General features: G+C 60.3%; 18 protein-coding genes. 4 read left to right on the forward strand and 14 right to left on the reverse strand.

The window, feature by feature from the left end; translation table 11 throughout:
• Positions 1 to 4: 4 nt before the first annotated feature.
• From PH558_RS08670 to bcoG, 9 genes are all read right to left on the reverse strand, one after another.
• Complete coding sequence (locus PH558_RS08670; RefSeq protein ID WP_113407704.1) at positions 5 to 1,636, reverse strand: ABC transporter ATP-binding protein; 1,632 nt, start codon at positions 1,634 to 1,636, stop codon at positions 5 to 7.
• Positions 1,629 to 2,456, reverse strand: a complete 828-nt coding sequence (locus tag PH558_RS08675) for an ABC transporter permease (protein WP_285203558.1) — start codon at positions 2,454 to 2,456, stop codon at positions 1,629 to 1,631. Before PH558_RS08675 ends, PH558_RS08670 begins: the two co-directional genes overlap by 8 nt.
• Complete coding sequence (locus tag PH558_RS08680) at positions 2,453 to 3,460, reverse strand: ABC transporter permease (protein ID WP_113407811.1); 1,008 nt, start codon at positions 3,458 to 3,460, stop codon at positions 2,453 to 2,455. The genes PH558_RS08675 and PH558_RS08680 overlap by 4 nt, the downstream gene beginning before the upstream one ends.
• A gap of 198 nt (positions 3,461 to 3,658) precedes the next feature.
• Positions 3,659 to 5,248, reverse strand: coding sequence for an ABC transporter substrate-binding protein (locus PH558_RS08685; protein WP_285203564.1), 1,590 nt, complete (start codon positions 5,246 to 5,248; stop codon positions 3,659 to 3,661).
• A 127-nt stretch (positions 5,249 to 5,375) separates the two neighbouring features.
• Positions 5,376 to 6,158 carry a carnitinyl-CoA dehydratase gene (locus PH558_RS08690; protein WP_285203566.1) on the reverse strand — a complete coding sequence of 261 codons (783 nt, stop codon included), beginning with the start codon at positions 6,156 to 6,158 and terminating at the stop codon, positions 5,376 to 5,378.
• A gap of 6 nt (positions 6,159 to 6,164) precedes the next feature.
• Entirely contained in the window at positions 6,165 to 8,222 is a 2,058-nt protein-coding gene (locus tag PH558_RS08695; protein ID WP_285203567.1) for an acetate--CoA ligase family protein, read from the reverse strand.
• Positions 8,223 to 8,226: 4 nt separating this feature from the next.
• Entirely contained in the window at positions 8,227 to 9,387 is a 1,161-nt protein-coding gene (locus PH558_RS08700; RefSeq protein WP_285203571.1) for an acyl-CoA dehydrogenase family protein, read from the reverse strand.
• A 12-nt stretch (positions 9,388 to 9,399) separates the two neighbouring features.
• The gene (locus PH558_RS08705) at positions 9,400 to 10,890 is read right to left on the reverse strand and encodes a carnitine 3-dehydrogenase (protein WP_285203573.1); all 1,491 of its coding nucleotides are present in this window, start codon (positions 10,888 to 10,890) and stop codon (positions 9,400 to 9,402) included.
• A gap of 7 nt (positions 10,891 to 10,897) precedes the next feature.
• The gene (bcoG, locus tag PH558_RS08710; protein ID WP_112344957.1) at positions 10,898 to 11,800 is read right to left on the reverse strand and encodes a 3-dehydrocarnitine:acetyl-CoA trimethylamine transferase BcoG; all 903 of its coding nucleotides are present in this window, start codon (positions 11,798 to 11,800) and stop codon (positions 10,898 to 10,900) included.
• A gap of 106 nt (positions 11,801 to 11,906) precedes the next feature.
• Here bcoG and PH558_RS08715 point away from each other — a divergent pair, with 106 nt between their 5' ends.
• A complete protein-coding gene (locus PH558_RS08715; protein WP_095436554.1) occupies positions 11,907 to 12,899 on the forward strand; it encodes a GlxA family transcriptional regulator in 993 nt (330 codons plus the stop codon).
• On the opposite strand, the gene PH558_RS08720 is transcribed toward PH558_RS08715, so the two are convergent.
• On the reverse strand, positions 12,874 to 13,749 hold the full coding sequence (locus PH558_RS08720; RefSeq protein ID WP_285203578.1) for a LysR substrate-binding domain-containing protein: 876 nt from the start codon (positions 13,747 to 13,749) through the stop codon (positions 12,874 to 12,876). The two genes, PH558_RS08715 and PH558_RS08720, sit on opposite strands and share 26 nt — an antisense overlap.
• Before the next feature lie 104 nt (positions 13,750 to 13,853).
• Between PH558_RS08720 and PH558_RS08725 the strand changes: the two genes are divergently transcribed.
• The 3 genes from PH558_RS08725 (at position 13,854) to PH558_RS08735 (ending at position 17,460) form a co-directional block, all read left to right on the forward strand.
• Positions 13,854 to 14,771: a DMT family transporter gene (locus PH558_RS08725; protein ID WP_285203579.1), complete on the forward strand. Its 918-nt coding sequence runs from the start codon at positions 13,854 to 13,856 to the stop codon at positions 14,769 to 14,771.
• A 67-nt stretch (positions 14,772 to 14,838) separates the two neighbouring features.
• A complete protein-coding gene (locus tag PH558_RS08730; RefSeq protein WP_285203580.1) occupies positions 14,839 to 16,881 on the forward strand; it encodes an NADH:flavin oxidoreductase in 2,043 nt (680 codons plus the stop codon).
• Between the two features lie 216 nt (positions 16,882 to 17,097).
• The gene (locus PH558_RS08735) at positions 17,098 to 17,460 is read left to right on the forward strand and encodes a hypothetical protein (RefSeq protein ID WP_285203582.1); all 363 of its coding nucleotides are present in this window, start codon (positions 17,098 to 17,100) and stop codon (positions 17,458 to 17,460) included.
• Between the two features lie 23 nt (positions 17,461 to 17,483).
• Here the strand turns inward: PH558_RS08735 and PH558_RS08740 are convergent, their stop codons facing one another.
• The 4 genes from PH558_RS08740 to PH558_RS08755 are packed head-to-tail and all read right to left on the reverse strand — an operon-like array spanning position 17,484 to position 21,907.
• Entirely contained in the window at positions 17,484 to 18,548 is a 1,065-nt protein-coding gene (locus tag PH558_RS08740) for an ABC transporter ATP-binding protein (protein ID WP_285203583.1), read from the reverse strand.
• Positions 18,549 to 18,570: 22 nt separating this feature from the next.
• On the reverse strand, positions 18,571 to 20,085 hold the full coding sequence (locus PH558_RS08745; protein WP_285203587.1) for a DUF5060 domain-containing protein: 1,515 nt from the start codon (positions 20,083 to 20,085) through the stop codon (positions 18,571 to 18,573).
• Between the two features lie 38 nt (positions 20,086 to 20,123).
• Positions 20,124 to 21,011 (reverse strand): carbohydrate ABC transporter permease, encoded by an 888-nt coding sequence (locus tag PH558_RS08750; RefSeq protein ID WP_285203591.1) that lies wholly within the window; start codon positions 21,009 to 21,011, stop codon positions 20,124 to 20,126.
• Positions 21,008 to 21,907, reverse strand: coding sequence for a carbohydrate ABC transporter permease (locus tag PH558_RS08755; protein ID WP_285203592.1), 900 nt, complete (start codon positions 21,905 to 21,907; stop codon positions 21,008 to 21,010). Before PH558_RS08755 ends, PH558_RS08750 begins: the two co-directional genes overlap by 4 nt.
• Between the last annotated feature and the right edge of the window lie 58 nt (positions 21,908 to 21,965).

The raw sequence follows: 21,965 nt of genomic DNA on the forward strand, positions 1-21,965 counted from the left end.
CCCTCTAATTTCCGGCGCTCTCCATCTTCCGCGTTGTCAGCACGCGCTCCAGCCAGCCGATTTCCATCTCGGGAACGGATTTCAGAAGCAGGTCGGTGTAATCGTCGAAGGGCGGCGAAAGCGCTTGCGATTTCGGGCCGAAGCGAACGAGCTTCCCGCGATGCATCACCGCGACGCTGTCGGCGATCGCGCGCACGATGGCGATATCGTGGGTGATGAAGACGTAGGAGAGATGCGCCTCTTCCTGCAGCTTCAAGAGCAGTTTCAAAATGCCTTCGGCAACAAGCGGATCGAGTGCCGAGGTCGGCTCATCGCAAAGGATGAGTTCCGGCTTGGCCGCAAGCGCTCTAGCGATGGCGACACGCTGCTTCTGGCCGCCGGAAAGCTCGGCCGGATAACGGTCGATGAAACCGTTGCCCATTTCGATCTGATCCAGCAGCTCTTTCACGCGCGCTGTCTTGGCAGCGCCACGCAGGCCGTCATAAAAGGTCAGCGGCCGGCCGATGATATCGCGCACGGTCTGGCGCGGGTTCATGGCGGTATCGGCCATCTGGTAGATCAGCTGGATACGCCGCAACTCCTGCCGCGAACGGTCTTTCAGGGCAGGTGTAAGCGGCTTGCCTTCAAAGGAAATCTGCCCGTCGCTTGGCGGCAGCAGGCCGGTAATCACGCGCGCAAGCGTCGATTTCCCGGAGCCGGATTCTCCGACTACCGCCAAGGTCTGGCCTTTAGGAACGTGTAGAGAAACATCGTGCAATACTTTGAAACCATTAGAGTATTGCGCGCTGATATTTTCGACTTTCAAAAGCGTGCTCGTCTGATCGGCGGCTTCTGCACGTATCTCCTGGCGGACGTTGACGAGCGCGCGGGTGTAGTCCTGTCGCGGCTCCTCGATGATCTGCTGGACACTGCCATATTCCACCGTCTTGCCGTGCCTCAGCACCATGATGTCGTCGGAAATCTGGGCGACGACGGCGAGGTCATGGGTGATGTAAAGCGCGGCGGTATGCGTTTCTTCTATCGCATGCTTGATCGCCGCGAGCACGTCGATCTGCGTGGTGACGTCGAGCGCGGTCGTCGGTTCATCGAATACGATCAGTTCGGGATTGGAACAGAGCGCCATAGCGGTCATGGCGCGTTGCAGCTGGCCACCCGAGACCTGGTGCGGGTAGCGGTCCCCGAAGGTTTCCGGGTTGGGCAAGCCAAGCACCCGGAAGAGATAGAGGGCACGCTTTCTTGCTTCTTCCTTCGACATCAGGCCATGTTTGACAGTTGCTTCGATGACCTGATCACCCAAGCGATGCGCCGGATTGAAGGCGGCCGCTGCCGATTGCGCGACATAGCAGACCCGGGCGCCACGAATCCCGCGGATGCCGGATTTGCCGAGCGGCAGGATGTCGGTGCCGTCAAGCAATACCTGGCCGCCGGTGATTTCGGCGCCGCCACGGCCGTAGGCGAGGGCGGAAAGGCCGATGGTGGACTTCCCGGCGCCGGACTCGCCGATCAGCCCGAGCACTTTGCCTTTCTGCAAGTCGAAGGAGACGCTATCGACGATGGTGACGCGTTTGGGCGGCTCGCCAGGCGGATAGCTGGTTGCCTCGATCTTGAGATCGCGAACGGAAAGAAGCTCAGGCATCGCCACGCCCTCCCTTGAGGCTGGAGGTGCGCCTTAGGAGCCAGTCGACCACCAGATTGACACAGATTGCGAGTGCCGCAATGGCGGAGCCCGGCACGAGGGCGGCGGAGATGCCGAAGATGATGCCGTCCTTGTTATCCTTGACCATGCCGCCCCAGTCGGCCGCCGGCGGCTGGATGCCCAAGCCGAGGAAGGAGAGGGTGGAGAGAAACAGGATCGAGAAGGCAAAGCGCAGTCCGAATTCCGCCAGCAGCGGCGACAGCGTATTCGGTAGGATCTCGCGGAAGATGATCCAGATCTTGCCTTCGCCGCGCAGCTTAGCGGCTTCGACGAATTCCATGACCGCAACATCGAGCGCCACGGCACGGCCGAGGCGATAGACACGGGTGGAATCGAGGATCGCCATGACGAGGATCAGCACGATCAGGTTCTGTGGCAGGACAGCGAGCACGACTAGCGCGAAGATCAGCGTCGGGATCGACATCATCAGGTCATTGAAGCGCGAAAAGACCGTGTCGATCCATCCGCGCGAGACGGCGGCGGTAAAGCTCAGGATGATGCCGAGCGAGAAGGAGATGATCGTAGCCGCCAGCGCGACGAAGAGCGTCGTGCGGGTGCCGTAGATCAGACGCGACAGAATATCGCGGCCGAGATTGTCGAGGCCGAAGAAATATTGAGCATCGGCGGGCTGCCAGACGTTGCCGACGACTTCAGTCTCGCCGTAAGGAGCGATCCAGGGAGCGAAGATCGCACAGATAAACGCAATCAGGATACCGACGATACCGATCCAGGCGGTGATGGGGATATCTCTCAATCTCATCGCGGATGCCTCAGACGCGGGTTGGCGATGATGGCGAGAATGTCTGCCGTCATGTTGAGGAAGATGTAGACGGCGGCGAAGATCAGCCCGCATGCCTGGACGACGGGCATATCGCGCACCGTCACGGCGTCGACCATATACTGGCCCATGCCGGGATAGACGAAGACGACCTCCACGACGACGACACCAACGATCAGATAGGCAAGGTTCAGCGCGATGACGTTGATGATGGGCGCCAGCGCATTGGGCGCGGCATGCTTGACGATGGCGCGGAAGGCGGAGAGCCCCTTCAATTCGGCCGTTTCCATATAGGCCGAGGACATGACGGAGAGAATGGCCGCCCGGGTCATGCGCATCATGTGGGCGAGCACGACTAAGACCAGGGTCGCAGTCGGAAGCGCGATGGCCTTCAGCCGGTCGATGAAGCCCATGCCGTCGAAAACCGTGGCCGGAAAGGTCGCGATACCGAATTTAACCGAGAAGAACATGATGAGGAGATAGCCGATGAAGAATTCCGGCAGCGAGATCGCCGCCAGCGAAATGACATTGATGATCTTGTCAGGCAACCGGTTCCTGAAATGGACGGCGAGCATTCCCAGACAGACGGCGAGAGGCACCGAGATCAAGGCTGCGAAGCCGGCCAGAAACAGCGAATTGCCGAGCCGCTTGCCGATCTGCTCGCCAACGGAATTCTTGCTGGCCCAGGAGGTGCCGAAATCGCCCTTAACCGCATTGCCGAGCCATTCCACGTAGCGCGTGACAACGGGCCGGTTGAGGCCAAGCTCTTCGCGGATATTGGCGACCGCCTGCGGCGTTGCCGACTGGCCGAGATAAGTGGTTGCAAAATCGCCGGGCAGGGCTTCGAGCCCGCCGAAGATCAGGACCGAGACGGCAAACAGCAAAATGATGCTGAGCACGCAACGCTCGATGATCAGGGACAGCAGCGGAAAGCGCTGCTTGAACCTCAGCCCCGGCAGAACGGTTCCGGGAGGTGAATTGGACATGCCGATGCCTCGCACTGAGAGCGGCTCCATGTTTCATGGGAATCGTTAAGCCGCTCAATCTTGTTGTTTTACGCAATTTCGGACGAAAAACAGCTGTGCATTTTTCCGGGAATTGCTTGAAACGTCGGGAGGGCCGCGAAAAGCTTTCGCGGTCCAGGCTGTGTCAGAGATGAGGGCGTTTTCGCCCGGATTCGGGCATCAGGCGTCCAGCCAGACGCGGGTCGCGACATAGCCGTTCGACATGTCGTTGCCGATATCGTGGACATAGCCCTTCACCTGCTTGGTGGAAGCGTTCACGAAATCGTTGAACATCGGCAGAATGACGCCGCCTTCGTCGCGCACCATCATCGCCATGGCGCGGTAGAGCTCCTTGCGCTTGGCTTCGTCCAGCTCGGAGCGGGCCTGAAGCAGAAGCTTGTCGAAGTCGGGTCGCTTGAAGCGCGTGTCGTTCCAGTCCGCTGTCGAAAGATAAGCGGTGGAATACATCTGGTCCTGCGTCGGTCGTCCGCCCCAATAGGAGGTGGAGAAGGGCTGGACGTTCCAGACATTCGTCCAGTAGCCGTCGCCCGGCTCGCGCTTGACCTCGATGTTGATCCCCGCCTTCTTGCAGCTTTCCTGGTAAAGGACGGCCGCATCGACGGCGCCGGGGAAGGCGACTTCCGATGTGCGCAGCAAGACCGAGCCGCTATGGCCGGACTTCTTGTAATGGAAGGCGGCCTTGTCGGGATCGTATTTGCGCTGCTCGATCCCTTCGGGGAAGAGTGCATAGGTGCTGTTGATCGGGAAGTCGTTACCGACCTTGCCGTAGCCGCCGAGGATCTTCTTGACCATGGTCTCGCGATCCATGGCGTATTTCAGCGCCAGACGCAGGTCGTTGTTGTCGAACGGCGCCTTGTCACAATGCATGATGAAGACGTAGTGACCGCGGCCGGCGGTGGCCAGGATCTCGACGTTCGGAGCACGCTTCAAAAGATCAACCGTCTTCGGATCGACACGGTTGATGTAATGGACCTGACCGGACGAAAGCGCCGCAATACGCGCCGTCGCATCGTTCATGCAGATGATTTCGATGCTGTCGACGAAACCGCGGTCGGTACGCCAGTCGTCCTTGTTGCGCTCGAACGTGGCGCGCACGCCGGGCTCGAAGCTGACCTGCTTGTAGGGGCCGGTGCCGATCGAGGCGAAGGGATCGTCATAGCCGCCATTCGGTTGGATGACGAGGTGATAGTCGGTCAGGAGCAACGGCAAGTCGGCGTTGCCTTCGGTCAGCGTCAGCACGAGATTGTCGCCGTCGGCCTTGATCTCCTTGATCGACTTCACGACGCCGAGCGCGCCCGATTCCGATTTCGCGTCGGTATGGCGCTTGAGCGTGGCGACGACGTCGTCGATCGTCAGATCCTTGCCATTGTGGAACTTGACGCCCTTGCGGATCTTGAAGGTCCAGGTGGCGGCATCTTTCGACGGTTCCCAGGATTCTGCGAGCGAGGGTACGGCTGCACCCGTCAGCGGGTGTGATTCCACCAGCATATCGCCCCAGCAACGGCCGATGCAGAACATGACCTGTGACAGGAATTTCGCCGGATCCTTGGAATCGGTTGCAGCACCGCCTTCCAGGCCAAGCTTCAGATGACCGCCTCGCTTCGGTTCGGCTGCCATCGCGCTTTCAGTAAAGAGTTTGTCAGCGAGCGTCAAAGTCACGCCCGCGGCCATTGCGCGTCCCATGAATTCGCGGCGGCTAAGCCCGCCCGCGGTGACGCGGCTGGTCAAATATTTCGTATAGTCGTTCATTCCCCTGTTCCTTCTTCTTGCCGTGTTGACAAAGCTATCGAGCAAGCCACTTCAGGTCACGGTTCCTCTTCCGCCTGAAGCCTGTTGCCCGCCAGCATGCGGGAAATTCAGCGGTTGCTGCCGCCTCCTACCTTCCTTTCCAGATGGGGGCTCGCTTCTCCGCAAAAGCCCGTGCGCCTTCCAATTGATCTTCGCTCGAATAGAGGATGTCGACCGTTGCAAACTGCCGTTTGGTGATCTTGTTCATGGCAGTTTGAAACGTCGAACCCTCCGCTTCGCGAACGATTTCCTTGATCGCTGCGTAGACCAGCGGCGGCCCGCTTGCGAGCAGGCGGGCGAGTTCCCAGGCCCTGTCCATCAGCTTGTCGGCCATGACGATCTCGTTGACGAAGCCCCAGCGATGCGCCTCTTCGACATTGAGCCACCGGCCGGTCAGCAGCATATCCATGGCGATATGATAGGGGATGCGCTTCGGAAGCTTGATCGACGCCGCATCGGCGACGGTGCCGGAGCGGATCTCGGGCAAAGCGAAGGTCGCGTGCGGCGCGGCGATGATGAGATCGGTTGACAGAGCGATTTCCAGCCCGCCGCCACAACAGATGCCGTTGACGGCGCAGATGATCGGCTTGTTGAGGTCGCGCAGTTCCTGCATGCCCCCGAAACCGCCAACGCCATAATCGCCATCGACCGCGTCACCATCAGCCGCGGCCTTCAAATCCCAGCCGGCAGAAAAGAACTTTTCGCCAGCGCCGGTGACGATGGCGACGCGCAGATCCGGGTTGTCGCGGAAATTGCGAAAGATCAGCCCCATCTTGCGGCTGGTCGCGAGATCGATGGCATTCGCCTTGGGCCGGTCGATTATGACTTCGAGGATGCCGTCTTCAGAGCGGGTTCGAATGGGGTCTTGCAACTTCCGCTACCTCCTTCGCCGGATGAGGGCATCCGCCGCAATGGCGCCCCGAGATTCTGCTAGAACCATCAATGGATTAATGTCTAGTTCTTCAAGATGTGCGGCGTTCGTTACGACATATTCTGCCGCTGATAGGACGGCGTCAGCAACGATTTCGAGGCTGCTGCCTGCATTGCCGCGATAGCCTTCGATCAATTTCCGAACCTTCAGCCGTGAAATCCGCTCGAGAACCTCGGCTTTCGTCACGGGGAGCGGCAAAACGACGGAATCCTCAAGCAATTCCACGAGAATTCCGCCCGCGCCGACCGTCAGGGTCAGGCCGACGACCGGATCGCGGACCGCACCAACGATCAGCTCGGCGATTGGGCGGTCGATCATCCGCTCGACAAGGAATCCGTGTGCGACACCGGCCATGCCTTCCGCCGCGTCTCTGACGGCGTTTCTACCCCATAGGTTGAGCTTGACCGCACCGACATCGGATTTGTGCTCGACGCCAAGCGCCTTGAGTGCGACGGGGAATCCAAGTTGTTCCGCGCAATCGGCTGCTTCGCTCGCCGTGGCGGCGATCCTGCCTAGTGGGACGGCGAGGCCCGCAGCGGCAAGCTCTGCCTTGGCGGCAGCTTCATTCAGGGTCTCGACCTCGCCTTCGGCAATGGAGGCGTTAAGGAGCGGCAATAGCTGTGGCCTATTCCAGGCCTTTGCGATGCCGATGGCGATATCTGCAGCCGCTAACGTCTCGCTGATGCCGCAAAACGGCACGATCCCAGCTTCGATCAACTGTTCGGCAATCGCTTCCGGCATGTTTTCCGGCAGGGTCGCCAGAATGCCGGCGCGAGCACCGGTCTGCTTTGCAGCAGCGGTAACGGCCGCAACCGTAATCATCCAGTCGGCGCCATCGCAACGATCCTCGCGTGGGAAGTCGAGGACGAGGAGATTGAGGGCATAGTCGCCGGCGAACATCGCGCTGAAAGCCTCCGTCTGCCGACCCAGATCGCCCCAGACGAAAGTGTGATAGTCGAGGGGATTGGAGAGCGTCACCATCTGGCCGAGGCTCGCGCGCAAGGCGGGTAGCTGTTCGGGTTTCAGGGCACGGAATTCGACGGTGCGGCCGACGGCGGCATCCGCCATCAGTGAGGCCTCGCCGCCCGAACAGCTCATAGAGGAGATGGCATTGCTTTCCAGCGGGCCGGCAACATGCAGGAGTTTCAACATCTCTATGAGCTCCGGCAGCGTTTCGACACGACCGATGCCGAGGCGGTCGAGAACGGCGCCGGCCACCGCATCGCTGCCGGCAAGCGAGGCCGTATGCGAGACGGTGGCGCGCTGCGCCTGTTCGGATTTGCCGACTTTCAGTGCGACGACGGGCTTCTTCAGCTCTCTCGCGCGCATAGCAAGCGCTTCCAGTGCCCTTATGTCGCCGAAGCCTTCGATATGCAGACCGACGGCCGTGACACGCAGGTCTTCAAGAACGGCCCGCGCAAGGTCCGACAGCCCGGTCTGCGCTTGGTTGCCCGCTGTCATCAGGTAGCTGATGGGCAAGCCGCGCCTCTGCATGCTGAGATTGATGGCGATGTTGGAGGATTGCGTGAGGATCGCGACGCCGCGCTCGCTGCGCACGATGCCATGCTGATCCGGCCAAAGCAAGGCGCCGTCCAACCCGTTGATCATGCCGTAGCAGTTCGGCCCGACGATCGGCATGGCGTCAGCCGCCCGGACAAGAGCTTGCTGCAAGTCCGCGCCATCAGCCAGTTCCGCCACAGCCTCGCTGAAGCCTGAAGCATAACAGACGGCGCCGCCGGCGCCTCTGGCGGAGAGCTCCCTCACGATATCGACGGTAAGCGTCCGGTTGACGCCGACGAAGGCGGCGTCCGGCGCGTCAGGCAGGTCGGCGACCGACCTGTAGCAGCGGCGGCCGAGCACGCTCTCTTGTGTCGGATGTACCGGCCAGATCTCGCCGGAAAATCCCATGCGGTCGCATTGCTCGATGACGCGCCGTGCCTCTCTGCCGCCGAAGACGGCGATCGTTTTGGGTCGGATCAGGCGGTCGAGCGAGCGCTGGGTCATGAGCTCATGCTCCGAACGGCCGGAGCAGGTCGCGGCTGATGATGTGCCGCTGGATTTCAGACGTGCCGTCCCAGATGCGTTCGACGCGGGCGTCGCGCCAGAAGCGGGCGAGCGGCAGATCGTCCATCAGCCCCATGCCGCCGAAGATCTGGATTGCCTCGTCGGTGACGCGGGCGAGCATTTCCGAGGCGTAGAGCTTGGCCGAGGCGATCTCGCGGTTGGCCGGAATGCCGGCGTCAAGCTTCCAGGCGGCCGAGAGCGTCAGCAAGTCGGCAGCATCGATCTCGGTGATCATGTCGGCAAGCTTGAACGAGACGCCCTGATTGGCGCCGATCGGCTTGCCGAATTGCTTGCGCTCGGCCGCATAGGGTAGGGCAAGATCGAAGGTGCGGCGAGCCCGCCCTACGCAGGTGGCCGCAACCGTCAGGCGCGTTCCATAGAGCCACTGGTTGGCAAGATCGAAACCGCGATGCACCTCTCCGAGCACCTGCGACTTCGGCAGGCGGCAGTCGGTGAAGTTCAGAATGGAATTGTGATAGCCGCGATGGGAAACCGAGTCATAACCCTTAAGGATGTCAAAGCCCGGCGTGCCGCGATCGACCAGGAAGGCTGTGATCTTCTTCTTGACGCCACGATGCGTGTCCTCCTCGCCGGTGGCGGCAAAGACGATGACGAAGTCGGCGACATCAGCATGCGAGATGAAATGCTTCGTGCCACTCAGTACGAAATCGTCGCCATCCTGCCGTGCCGCGCATTTCATGCCGCGCATGTCGGAGCCGGCATCCGGTTCGGTGATCGCGAGCGCATCGACCCTTTCCCCCCGCACTGCCGGCAGGAGGTAGCGCTCCCTCTGCTCGCCCTCGCAGGCCATCAGGATGCCGGATGGGCGGCCAAAGAAGACGGTGAGCCCCATCGAGCCACGGCCGAGCTCGCGCTCGACGAGCGTGAAGGTGACGTGATCGAGCCCGGCGCCGCCGACTTCCTCCGGGAAATTGCAGGCATAGAAGCCCAGCTCGATGCACTTGCGCTTGATTTCCAGCCCAAGATCGGGCGGCACGAGGCCAGTGCGCTCGACCTCGTTTTCGTGCGGATAGATCTCCGTCTCGACGAAGTCCCTGACCGTCTTGACGATCATCTCCTGTTCTTCGCTGAGTCCGAAATTCACGATCGCTTCCTCCTAGCGTTTTTGTCCCACATGACGGCCGGCTCCCTCCGGCATGGCCAAGGCTGCATGCGCGGCAGAAATCGGCCTCAGATTCGCCAGCACCTCCTCCGGGGCGGTGACGGCTTTGCCTGCTTTCGCGTCGACATGCAGCAGCATCTGTTCGGCGGTGGCGATCACCTCGCCGCTGGCGCTGTCGTGCAGCGCATGGAAGACATGTAGTCGCTTTTCATCGGATGCGAGGATCTGCGCCGTCGAATGAATGGCCTGTCCGAGCTTGGCTTCGCCGAGATGGCGGATATGGGTTTCCACCGTATAGTAGCTGTGACCACGCTCGACATAATCGAGATCGACACCGATCAGGCGCAACAGCGCATCCGACGTATCGCCGAACACCTGCAGATAGCGATGCTCCGTCATATGGCCGTTATAGTCGACCCATGCCGGGCTGACCTTGGTGTCGATCAGGCGCAGCGGCTTCGAGATATCGAAACCTTGCTTCTCTCCGCCACCTGCGGCCCAAAGCTGCTGCTCGAAATCCTTCAGCAGCTTGCCGGCGCCCCAGCCCTTGCCGCCATGGCTTCCCTTCAGGCTCTGAAGGATGCCGACGAGGTTTTCGTCGCGAATGCGCTCGAGCTCGCGGATCGACAGGCCATCGGCCTGGTCGTCCGACTGCTGGCCGATCTTTTCGACAAGGGCATCGTCGAGATCGACGACATCCATCAGTTTCGTCCAGTTCCACTGCAGGGCAGGGCCGAACTGCGCCAGGAAATGCCGCATGCCCGCTTCGCCGCCGGCGATGCGATAGGTCTGAAACAAGCCCATCTGTGCCCAGCGCAGGCCGAAAGAATAGCGGATAACATCGTCCAACGTCTCTACGGTGCAGATGTCGTCCTTAATCAGCCACAGCGCCTCGCGCCAAAGGGCTTCCAGCAGCCGGTCGCCGACGAAAGCCTCGATCTCCCTGGCGATATGCACGCCCTTCATGCCGATCGGCGGCAGGCGCTCCATCGCCGCCTGGATAGTGGCAGCGCTGGTCTTTTCGCCACCGACGATTTCCACGAGCGGCAGCAGGTAGACGGGATTATAGGGATGGGCGACGAAAAGGCGCTCGGGATGGCGCATGTCGCGCTGCAGATCGGTCGGCAGAAGGCCGGAGGTGGATGAACCGATCAAGGCATCGGGCTTTGCGGCTGCGTCGATCTGCGTCAGCACATTGCGCTTGAGATCCAGCCGCTCGGGCACGCTTTCCTGGATCCAGTCGGCCCCCTCGACCGCAGCTTCCAGCGTATCCCTGAATGTGAGCCTGCCGCGCGGCGGAAGCGGCGCGCCGGTGAGCATCGCATAGGCTTTTTCGGCATTCGCCAAAACTTCGCCGACGATGCGGGTTGCCTCCGGGTGCGGATCGTAGACATCGACATCGATGCCGGCCAGCAGAAACCGGGCGATCCATCCACCACCTATGACGCCGCCGCCGATGCAGGCCGCCTTGTTGATCTTGGTCATCAGGGCCTCAGCGCTTCGTCAGTTTCAACTTCTTGCGGACATCTTCGGGGCCGATGATGCGCGCGCCCATGCCTTCCACCACCTGCACTGCCTTTTCGACGAGCTGCGCATTGGTTGCAAGCATGCCCTTGCCGGCATAGAGATTGTCCTCCAGCCCGACACGGACATTGCCGCCGGCAAGGATCGCCGCCGCCGGATAGGCCATGGCGTTGCGACCGATGGAAAAGGCCGAGAAGGTCCAGCTTTTGGGAACGTTATTGACCATCGCCATAAAGGTGTTGAGGTCATCGGGCGCCCCCCAGGGGATGCCCATGCAGAGCTGGATGAGGACCGGATCCTCGATCAAGCCCTCCTCGGCAAGCTGCTTGGCGAACCAGAGATGACCGGTATCGAAGGCCTCGATCTCGGGGCGCACGCCGAGATCGGTCATCTTCTTCGCCATGGCCCTCAGCATCGAAGGCGTGTTGGTCATGACGTAGTCGCCAAGATTGAAGTTCATCGTGCCGCAATCGAGCGTGCAGATCTCCGGCAGGCACTCGGCAACGTGACTGACGCGCTCGGTGGCCCCTGCCATATCGGTGCCTTTGGCATTCAGGGGCAGGGGGCTCTCGACATCGCCGAAAATCAGATCGCCGCCCATGCCGGCCGTCAGGTTCAGCACGACATCGATGTCTGCCGAACGGATACGATCGGTGACTTCCCTATAGAGTTCGTTGCGGCGGCTGGCTGCGCCCGTTTCTGGATCGCGGACATGGCAGTGAACCACGGCCGCCCCAGCCTTGGCGGCGTCGATCGCGGATTCCGCGATCTGTTTGGGAGTGATCGGAACATGGCTGGATTTCGAAACCGTATCGCCGGCGCCGGTCACGGCACAGGTGATGAAGACATCGCGATTCATCGCAAGAGGCATTTTTGTTCTCCCTCGTATTGAGGACATTACGAGCCATGATGCGCCTTCTTGCTTTGCATTATCGGAAGCATCCGATACAGTTTCGGAACGCCTGGAGGAATGCGTGATGCTGACAGCGGCCAATGAGACACTCGATATCGATCTGCTGATTCTTCCGGAGACGAACCTGATCTTGATTGCATCAGTGATCGAACCCTTGCGTGGAGCTAATCGTATTTCCGGAGCCGAGCTTTATCGCTGGCGCCTTTTCACCCCGGACGGCTCTCCCGCTGAGACGACGAGCCTTATTCCGGTGCCCGCCTGTTCTGGCTTTCGTTCGAGCTCGGATACCGCACCGCTTTTCGTGCTCGCCAGCTACAATTGGCGGCGCAGCGCGACACAGGCGCTGAAAATGCAATTGTCGCAAGCCGCGCGCCATCGCTCGATGGTTGCCGGCATCGAGTCCGGCACGTGGCTGCTTGCCGAGGCGAGCCTGCTCGACAATGTTTCCGCTGCCGTCCACTGGGAGGATTACGACGATTTCGCGCTCGCCTATCCGCAGGTGCGTGCGGTTAAGGATCGCTACGTGATCGATGGCAAGCGGATCACCACGGCAGGCTCCCTGCCGACAGTCGATCTGATGCTGGAGATCATCCGGCGACGGCAAGGCTATTCGCTGGCGCTGGAAGTCAGCCGCCTGTTCATCTACGAGCCAGCAAGCACGCCAAGCGCGGCAGAACTTTCGCCATCGACGGCCGGCCTGCGCATGCGCGATCCGCGGGTTGCACAAGCCATTCGCCTCATGGAGGACCATATCGAGCAGCCGTTGGTGCTGACACGTCTCGCCCGCCGTGTTGGCGTCAGCGCACGCCATCTGCAGGCGCTTTTCCAGGAGAGCATCGGCGCGCCGCCGCATGTGCATTATCTGGCACTGAGGCTCAATGCAGCACGGCGCAAGGTCATCGAGACGAAAGCCTCTTTTGCAGAGATTGCAGCCATGACAGGCTTCAATTCGGCATCGGCTTTTTCGCGCAGCTATCGTGCCAGCTTTTCCGAAAGTCCATCCGGCACGCGGCGCAGGCTGCGCCGGCGCATTATGGCTGCAGCAGAGCCGACATAGGACGAAAGGCCTCGCGCACCATCTCTGCCAGTTCCCGGATCGCCTCGCTCGAATGATAGGGATTGCGTCGAAGCACGACGCGCGATGAATCCACAGGTGGGAAACCATCGTCACTGGTCAGCTCGCGGCACCCATGCGGAATGTTACTGCGCGACAGGGTGGTCACGGCAAGCCCGGCGGAGACGGCGTTCTTCAAGCCCGAACTCGTATCGGCGATGAAGGCGATGCGATAGGCGCGGCCCTGCTGCTCCAGCGAGCGCAAGGCGAAGTCGCGCGCCCATGTCGAGTTGCGATAGGTGGCAACAGGCAGCGGCACGGCATCATGCAGGCGATGCACCATGGATGTCACCCAGACCGTGGGATCGATGCAGAGAACTTCGCCCTTGTTCTGGTTGCTCCAATCGAAGACGACGGCGAGATCCAGTTCGTCTTTTTCCAGCGCGGCCAGATTATGCGCCGTGTAATCGCATGAAACGGTGACTTCGACGGCCGGGTGCCTAATAGCAAAAGCGGCCAGTGCCGCGGGTAGAACAGTCTGACTGTATTCCTCTGGAATTCCGATCCGGACCGGTCCGTCGAGCGGTTTGGTGCGGATATTCGCCGCAGCCTCGTTCAAGAGCTCGATCACGCGCTGCGCATAGGGAAGCAATTGGGTGCCGGCTTGGGTAAGAACGGCGCCCCGGGCACTTCTTTCGAAGAGCGTTTCGCCGATCGTATCCTCGAGCCGCTTGATCTGGGCGCTGACGGCCGATTGTGTGCGGCCGATCCTTTGAGCGGCCGTGGAAAAATTGGACGTCTCGCTGATGACGAGGAATGTCCGCAGAAGGTCGCTCTCAATGGGTTCACGCATTGGGGTCACAAATATTTCTGATAGCTACTATCTCTACTATTCGTTTGCCTGATGTCAAATATCGGCGCACACAAGGGACGTTCCTTCGTTCCTCGAGTCCGTACATGACATTCCAGTTTCCGGCCCGCTCCGCTTTTGCCAGCGAATATGAGAGGGGCGTTATACTTGTGGCGACAGCGATGCTTGCGTGGAGCTGCAGCGGCATCTATGCGCGCCTGCTGACCACGGACATATGGACGGCGATCGCCTGGCGGTCGCTGTTTGGCGGCTTGTTTCTGCTAATTCCCAGCTTTTTCCTCGAAGGCGGGTTTTCGCGCAGGCAATGGGCATCGATCTTTCATCCTGCCGGGCTGGCGATGCTGGTCTGCCAGACGATCAGCCAGGCTTGCTTCATCGGCGCGCTCTATATGACCACGGTCGCAAACGTGACCATGATCTATGCGACGGCGCCGTTTATTGCCGCCTTCCTCAGCTGGACCATGCTGAAGGAGCGGGTCGCGAAGCGGACCTTGATCGCCGGCGGCATCTGCCTCATCGGCGTTGCTGTCATTGTCGCATCTTCGATTGGCGGCGGCACAGGCGTTGGCGATCTGCTGGCGCTCGGCATGACTGTTACCTTCGCCCTCATCATCGTCATCCCACGCATGGATCCGAGCATTCCGATCCTGCCGTCGAGTGTCGTCAGCGGGCTTTTGACATTCGTCGTCTTCGTGCCCTTTGCCTCGACAAGCTCGGTGGATGTTCACAACTGGCTTCTGCTTGCCGCTTTCGGGGCGACGAATTTCGCGCTCGCTTTTGTCCTCTTCCTGTTCGGATCAAGGAAGATGCCTGCTGCCGACGCTGCGCTTATCAGCTCGATGGAAATCGTGCTGACGCCTTTCTGGGTGTGGCTCTTCTTCTCCGAGATGCCGTCGGTTGCCACTTTTGTCGGTGGGGCGATCATCTTCGCGACAATCGTCTGGCACACGGCCATCGACCTCCGGCATAGCCGCCGCCGTCGGACTCCCGTCAATCGGCTATAGCCATAACTTCTTGTCTCGGCAAAGATAGCGGTTCGAGCCTCGACTTCATAAACGCGATGAAAGCGACATGACCTCCAACGATCCCTTGCTCCAGCCCTATCAGCTCAAGCACCTGACACTGAAGAACCGTATCATGTCGACGGCGCATGAGCCGGCCTATTCGGAAGGCGGCATGCCGACGGATCGTTACAGGCTCTATCATCGCGAGAAGGCAAAGGGTGGCATCGCGCTGACGATGACGGCGGGCTCGGCGATCGTCTCGGCGGATTCGCCGCCGGCCTTCGGCAACCTCCATGCCTATCGCGATGAGATCGTGCCCTGGCTGAAGAAGCTCGCCGACGACTGTCATGAGTTTGGTGCGGCCGTGATGATCCAGCTGACACATCTTGGCCGCCGCACCGGTTGGAACAAGGGCGATTGGCTGCCGGTATTGGCGCCGTCGCCAATTCGCGAGCCGTCGCATCGGGCCTTTCCGAAGGCGGCTGAAGATTGGGATATCGAACGGATCATTGGCGACTTTGCGGCAGCGGCACAACGCATGCAGGCGGCCGGCCTCGACGGTATCGAGATCGAGGCCTACGGCCATCTGACCGACGGCTTCTGGTCACCGGCAACCAACCGGCGCGATGACGAATTCGGCGGTTCGCTTGAAAACCGCATGCGGTTTTCGATGATGATGACAGAGGCCATCCGCAAGGCGGTCGGCCCGGATTTCATCGTCGGCATGCGCATGGTCGCTGACGAGGATTGGGAAAAGGGGCTTTCGCGGGAGGAAGGCGTCGAGATCGCTAGGCGGCTGGTTGCGTCGGGGAACATCGATTTCCTCAATATCATTCGCGGCCACATCGATAGCGACGCGGCGCTCAACAATGTCATTCCGATCCAGGGCATGGCCTCGGCACCGCATCTCGATTTTGCCGGCGAGGTGAGGGCGGCGACGAAGTTCCCAGTCTTCCACGCCGCCCGCATCGGCGATGTCGCGACGGCGCGTCATGCAATCGCGGAAGGCAAGCTCGATATGGTCGGCATGACACGCGCCCATATCGCTGATCCGCACATCGTCAACAAGGTAATGTCCGGACAGGAGGCCAATATCCGCCCCTGCGTCGGCGCGACCTACTGTCTCGACCGGATCTATGAAGGTGGCGAGGCGCTCTGTATTCACAATGCGGCTACCGGCCGCGAGGCCGAGATGCCGCATCGGATCGAGCGCGCGGCGGCGTCGCGCAAGGCTGTCGTCATCGGTGCCGGGCCTGCGGGCCTGGAGGCGGCGCGCGTGCTGGCCGAGCGCGGCCATAGGGTCGACGTGCTGGAGGCGAGCAGCAAGGCGGGCGGGCAAGTGAATCTGCTCACCCGCAACCCGCGCCGCAAGGAGATGATCGGCATCATCGATTGGCGACTGGCAGAGCTGGAGCGTCTCGATGTTACTATCCACTATGACGTCTATGCCGGGGCGGATGATGTTATGGCGTTCGAGCCCGATCTCGTCGTCGTGGCGACGGGCGGTATCGCGCAATCTCCGGAGCTGGAGAGCGGCGATAGCCTTGTCACCTCCTCCTGGGACATTCTGGCCGGCGCCGTAAAGGCCGAGGGTCAAGTTCTGCTCTATGACGACAATGGCGGACATCCGGGCATGTCCGCGGCCGAAGTCATCGCCAATGGCGGCGCCGAACTGGAACTCGTCTCGCCGGAGCGCTTCTTTGCGCCCGAGATGGGCGGCATGAACCATGTGCCCTATGCCAAGACCTTCGCCGAGAAGAATGTCCGTGTCACCATCAATACCAGGCTGAAATCGGTGCGGCGCGATGGCAATGCGCTCGTCGCCGTCCTCAGGTCGGATTTCTCAGAGGAGACGCAATGGGAACGCAGAGTATCCCAGGTGGTCGTCGAACACGGTACCGTCGCGAATGATGAGCTTTACCTGGAGTTGAAGCCCTTATCGCGTAACTTGGGCGCGGTCGATTATCCTGCATTGATCGCCCGCCGCTCGCCGCTGCCCGTCAAGAACGAAGCCGCTTCCTTCGATTTGATCCGCATCGGTGACGCGATTGCAAGCCGTAATATCCACGCGGCGATTTACGACGCGCTGCGGTATTGCTCGCTTCTGTGAGCCGACGCGGGCTATAGATCTTCGCTGGAATTTTCACAGTAAATATTATTTATATCAATACGATATAAATAATACCTCGAATAAAAAATGAAGTTGTGGCGCCGCCATGAGGCTGCTAGACCGCCTTAATTTTGAAACAAAATGTAACAACTTATAACACCCCCGTTACCGCCGAATCATTATATTCGGGCATGTGAGTGAACGAGAGGTTGTTTGATGCTGGCTAACCATGCGCCGTCCCCTTCGCAGACCGATGTGTTGATTTGTCTGGATAATCAGCAAATTGCCTCGCGCATCAGTTCGCTTCTGTCGCAACAGGGATTGACGGTCGCAGCCATACCGACGGCCGGCCTTCAGGAATGGTTCGATCCTACCGGTTGTCACCTTGTGGTGACGTATACCGCGATGATCGGTGACGTGCGGGCGCGGCTGAACTTGCCGATCGTCAATATCGAGACCTTCATATTCGATCGCCCTGATCACGTGACCGAGGGAGCTGCGCGGCAATTCGACGGTGAGGCTTTCGTCAAGCGTGTTTTTTCAGTCATGAACGGTACCCAAAGGCGCGCGGCTGAGTGATTTAAGTCAGCGGTTGCTGTCTCCTATAGTCGCTGCTGGTTGGCCTTGTCGAAGAAGTGCAGGTTCGGCGTCTTGAGCGAGATCTGAATTGTCTGGCCCGGCACGAGTTCGGCTCGCTCTCTCATCACCCAGGTCAATTCCTTGGCTTCGAGGTCAAGCGCGACATGCGTTTCCGAGCCAGTTGGTTCGACGACGGTCACGGTTGCGCTAACGCCGGCCTCCGTGGCAAACGAGATATCTTCCGGACGTATGCCGAGAACGACCTCCCGACCCTCCGACTGAGCCGGAGCGCTGGCGAGTTGGATGCGTGTGCCGGTTGGCAATACCAACTCCGGCGAGACACCGCCGGTAAGCTTGCCTTCGAGAAAATTCATGGCGGGTGAGCCGAGGAAGCCGGCGACAAAGACATTTCTCGGACGGTCGTAAAGCTCGAGCGGCGAGCCGACCTGTTCGACCTTTCCACCCTGCAGCACCACGATCTTGTCGGCCATGGTCATGGCTTCGATCTGATCGTGCGTCACGTAAACGATCGTCGTCTTCAGGCGCTGATGCAGCGCCTTGATTTCGGCGCGCATCTTCACGCGCAGCTTGGCGTCGAGATTGGAAAGCGGCTCGTCGAAGAGGAAGACCTTGGGGTCGCGCACGATGGCGCGGCCCATGGCGACGCGCTGGCGCTGGCCGCCGGAAAGCTGCGCCGGCTTGCGATCCAATAATGGCTGCAGGCCAAGTATCTTGGCGGCTTCGCCGACCTTCTGATCGATTTCGGCGCGCTTTGCGCCGGCAAGCTGCAGCGCAAAGCCCATATTCTGCGCCACGGTCATTTGTGGATAGAGCGCGTAATTCTGGAACACCATGGCGATGTCACGATCCTTCGGCGGCAGGTCGTTGACGATCCGGCCGCCGATCGAGATTTCACCGCCGGTGATGTCTTCCAGCCCGGCGATCATGCGCAGCAATGTTGACTTGCCGCAGCCCGAGGGACCGACGAGAATGACGAATTCGCCGTCCGAGATTTCGACATCGACGCCATGGATGATGTTTACTGCGCCGTAGGACTTCCTGACGTTCTTGATGGTCAATCCGGACATGACTTTTTCCCTTCTGGATCGATCAATGCTTCTTGCGGATGCGGAGCGCTTGGTACGGCTTGCCCGGCAGTTCCACACCGAAGGCGGCGTCCGCCTTGCCGCCGCGCACGATCGCGCCATGGCGCGTCGGATGCGGGATCGGCGCTTCCACCTTCTTGGCCAGCGTGATCGTCATCTCCCATGTGTCGATGATGTCGACATCATAGTCGGTTCCATCCTTCGGCAGACCGGTGGACCAGATGACCGGCTGGTGCTCGCCGAGATAGATGTAGCTGACATCACCATCCCTAGCGCCGGAAACGCGCGTCCACGGCCATTCGCCATAGGAGGACATGGGTTCGAGGCCGTTGGCCACATCCTGCTCCAGCAGGTCGCGCAGGAAGCCGATGCGCTTCCAGGCCTCGCCGCGCAGCCCGCCGCCCTTTGCCCACCAGATCAGATCCTCCGGATGCGAATAGGTTTCGCCGTGGCCGGCATAGCCGCCGCGCGTCACCGTGATCCAGAAGCGATGTACCAGCTCCTGTGCCGTCAGATTGCCCCAGGACTGGATGATGTTGCCCTCATATTCCGGCTCGTCGTTGACAACGGGCTTGCCATAGGCCTCGCGCCATTCCTGCGTGCGCTTCACGTCCCAGTTCTGAATGCAAGTGTGTGTCACCCAGGGCTTGCGATGATCGAAGTTCATCGTCGGCTCACCGTTGTGGATCGACTTCAGGTGGCCATAGGGATCGTTCTCTTCGAGAATGTGAAAATAGCGGTCCCACTGCTGCAGCGGCTTGGTGTCGAGAAGGAAGTCGTACTCGTTGGCAAGCGCCCACCAGACATTGCGATAGGCGGCGAGGCGCGCCGCGAGATAGGCGACGTAGCGGAAATCCTGCTCTGCCGACATATCGGCATAGCCCCAGCGATCATAGGGGTGGAACATGATGATATCGGCTTCGATGCCGAGATCACAGAGGGCTGCGACCTGGGTCTCGAAATGGCGGAAGAGGACGGGGTTTGGACGATCGAAGTCTTCCTTGCCGTCCGCGCCCTTTTCAAAGCAGGTGTAGAGCGGCTCGTTGACGTTATAGGGATAGTCCTTGGGGAACACACCCATGCGAATCTTGTTGAAGCGTGATTTCTTCAGCGTTTCGAGCGTCTGGGCCTGCATCTCGAGCGGCTGATGCGTCCAGGCATAACACGTGGTGCCGAAGGACAGGAACGGCTTGCCGTCGGCATAGGCGAAGTGGAACTTGTTGCGGACATGCACAGGGCCGTGGTTGCCTACGGACGGCTTCGTCGCAACGAAGGAGCCGGTCTTGCCGTCCAGTTCCGATGTCTTCGAGCGCGTGCGGAACGACCAATCGCCTTCGTTATCGGGCATGAAACGAACGCGATAGACACCATCGCCATCATAAAAGCCGGGCACGCGTACCTCACGGCTGTTCTGGCTGAAGACGGCATCGAATGCCACATCGAGATAGGGATTGCCGCCAGAAGGGCCGTTGAAGGCCACTTCGAAGACTCCCCATTTTTCGACGGACGCGTTGGACATGATATTCTCCTCGGAAGATGTATGGATGGTCCGACCGCTCAGCCCTTGACCGCACCGGAGGTGAGGCCGGAGACGAAGTAGCGCTGAAAGATCAGATAAACGATGGTGGCCGGCAGCACGGTCATGACGATCGCCGCGTTCAACTGGCCGTAATCATTGGAAAACTGGCCCTGGAAGGACATGAGGCCGAGCGGCAGCGTCCACATGTGCTGATCCTGCAGCAGCACGAGCGCCATGGCGAACTCATTCCATGTCGAGACGAAATCCAGGATCAGCAGCGCGGCGAGCACCGGCAGGCAGACGGGCAGGAATATCCGGCGGAAGATGGTGAAATGGCTGGCGCCGTCGATCAGGGCCGCTTCCGACAATTCCTTCGGAATGCCTTTGAAGAAGCCATGCAGGATGAAGACCTGGTAGGGCACGCCGAAGGCGATGTAGGGCAGGATCACGCCGGGATAGGTGTCGATCAGCCCGAGCGAATTGACCAGTGTAAACAGCGGCGCCAGCATGACCTGAAACGGGATCATCGTGCCGAAAACGACGAGGAGCAGCAGCAACTTGCCGAACCTCAGCCGGATCTTGGCGAGCGCATAGGCCGCCATCGCCGAGAGGATGAGACCGAGCGGCACCTTAATGACGGTGATGATGGTGCTGTTCAGGAAGGCGTTGGCGAAATTGCCGCGGCCCCAGGCGCTCGAATAATTCTCGAAGGCCGGATTGAATGGCGGCATGAAGGCGCCGGTCGATGTCACGTCCGCCTGCGTTTTCAGCGAGGTGAAGACGATGAAGACGAAAGGTGCAAGCCAGATCGCAGCCACCACCAGCAGCGCGATCCACAGGCCGATCAAGACGGGATCGCGCTTGCGCTTTGCCGGTATGATGGTCTCGAAGTCGTCCGACATGGATGTGGCCGATGCTGCCGTCATTGTTCGGCCTCCTCATGCTTTTGCGTCCAGCGCAGGTAGGGAATGACGACAACGATGGTGATGAGCAGCAGGACGACCGAGATCGCGGCACCGCGGCCGAAATCGAAGATCTGCATGGCTTGCGTGAAGGCCCAGAGCGCTAGCATTTGCGTCGATTGCGCCGGCCCGCCGCCGGTCAGGCCGTAGACGATATCGAAGGCCTTCAGTGAGGAAATGACCGACAGCACCAGCACGATGGTCAGCGTCGTGCGCAGCGCGGGCAGAGTCACGTAACGAAAGATGTTCCAACGCCCGGCGCCGTCGATGCGGGCGGCTTCGACCAGCGTCTGCGAGACATTCTGCAGGCCGGCAAGAAACAGGACCATGGAAAAGCCGACAGATTGCCAGAGGTAGGCGACGAAGACCGAATAGAGTGCGATGTCCTTGTTGCCGAGCCAGTCCTGGATCCAGTCCTGGAGTCCCATCGACGTCAGAATTTCGGTGAAGAGACCGAAGAAGGGATCGTACATCCACTTCCACATGGTCGCGACCGCGATCGGGGCGATAATGACGGGCAGATAGAAGATGGCGCGGAAGGTATTGCGGGCAAAGAGTTTCTGATTGAGGCTCAGCGCCAGCAGCAGCCCGACCATGGGCGGAAAGATCACGCACATGATCGTCCAGATCACGGTGTTGCGGAAGGCGACCCAGAAGACCGGGTCCTGCGTGAAGATATATTGATAGTTCGCGAGGCCGACGAAGGGGCGCTGCGGATCGAGGCCGTTCCATTTCTGGAAGCTCAGCACCACTACGTTCAGCATCGGGTAAAGCGCGAAAATCACGTAGATCAGCATGGCCGGGGCAAGCAGGATCGCTGCCTGGACGCGGGGATCATGTGTGCGATTGCGGAATGACATTTCTGATTGCTCCCGGCGGCAGCTGACGCATGGGCATGAAGGTAAGGGAGGCCGTTCG

The organism is Rhizobium pantanalense, assembly GCF_030182525.1.
Lineage (GTDB): Bacteria > Pseudomonadota > Alphaproteobacteria > Rhizobiales > Rhizobiaceae > Rhizobium.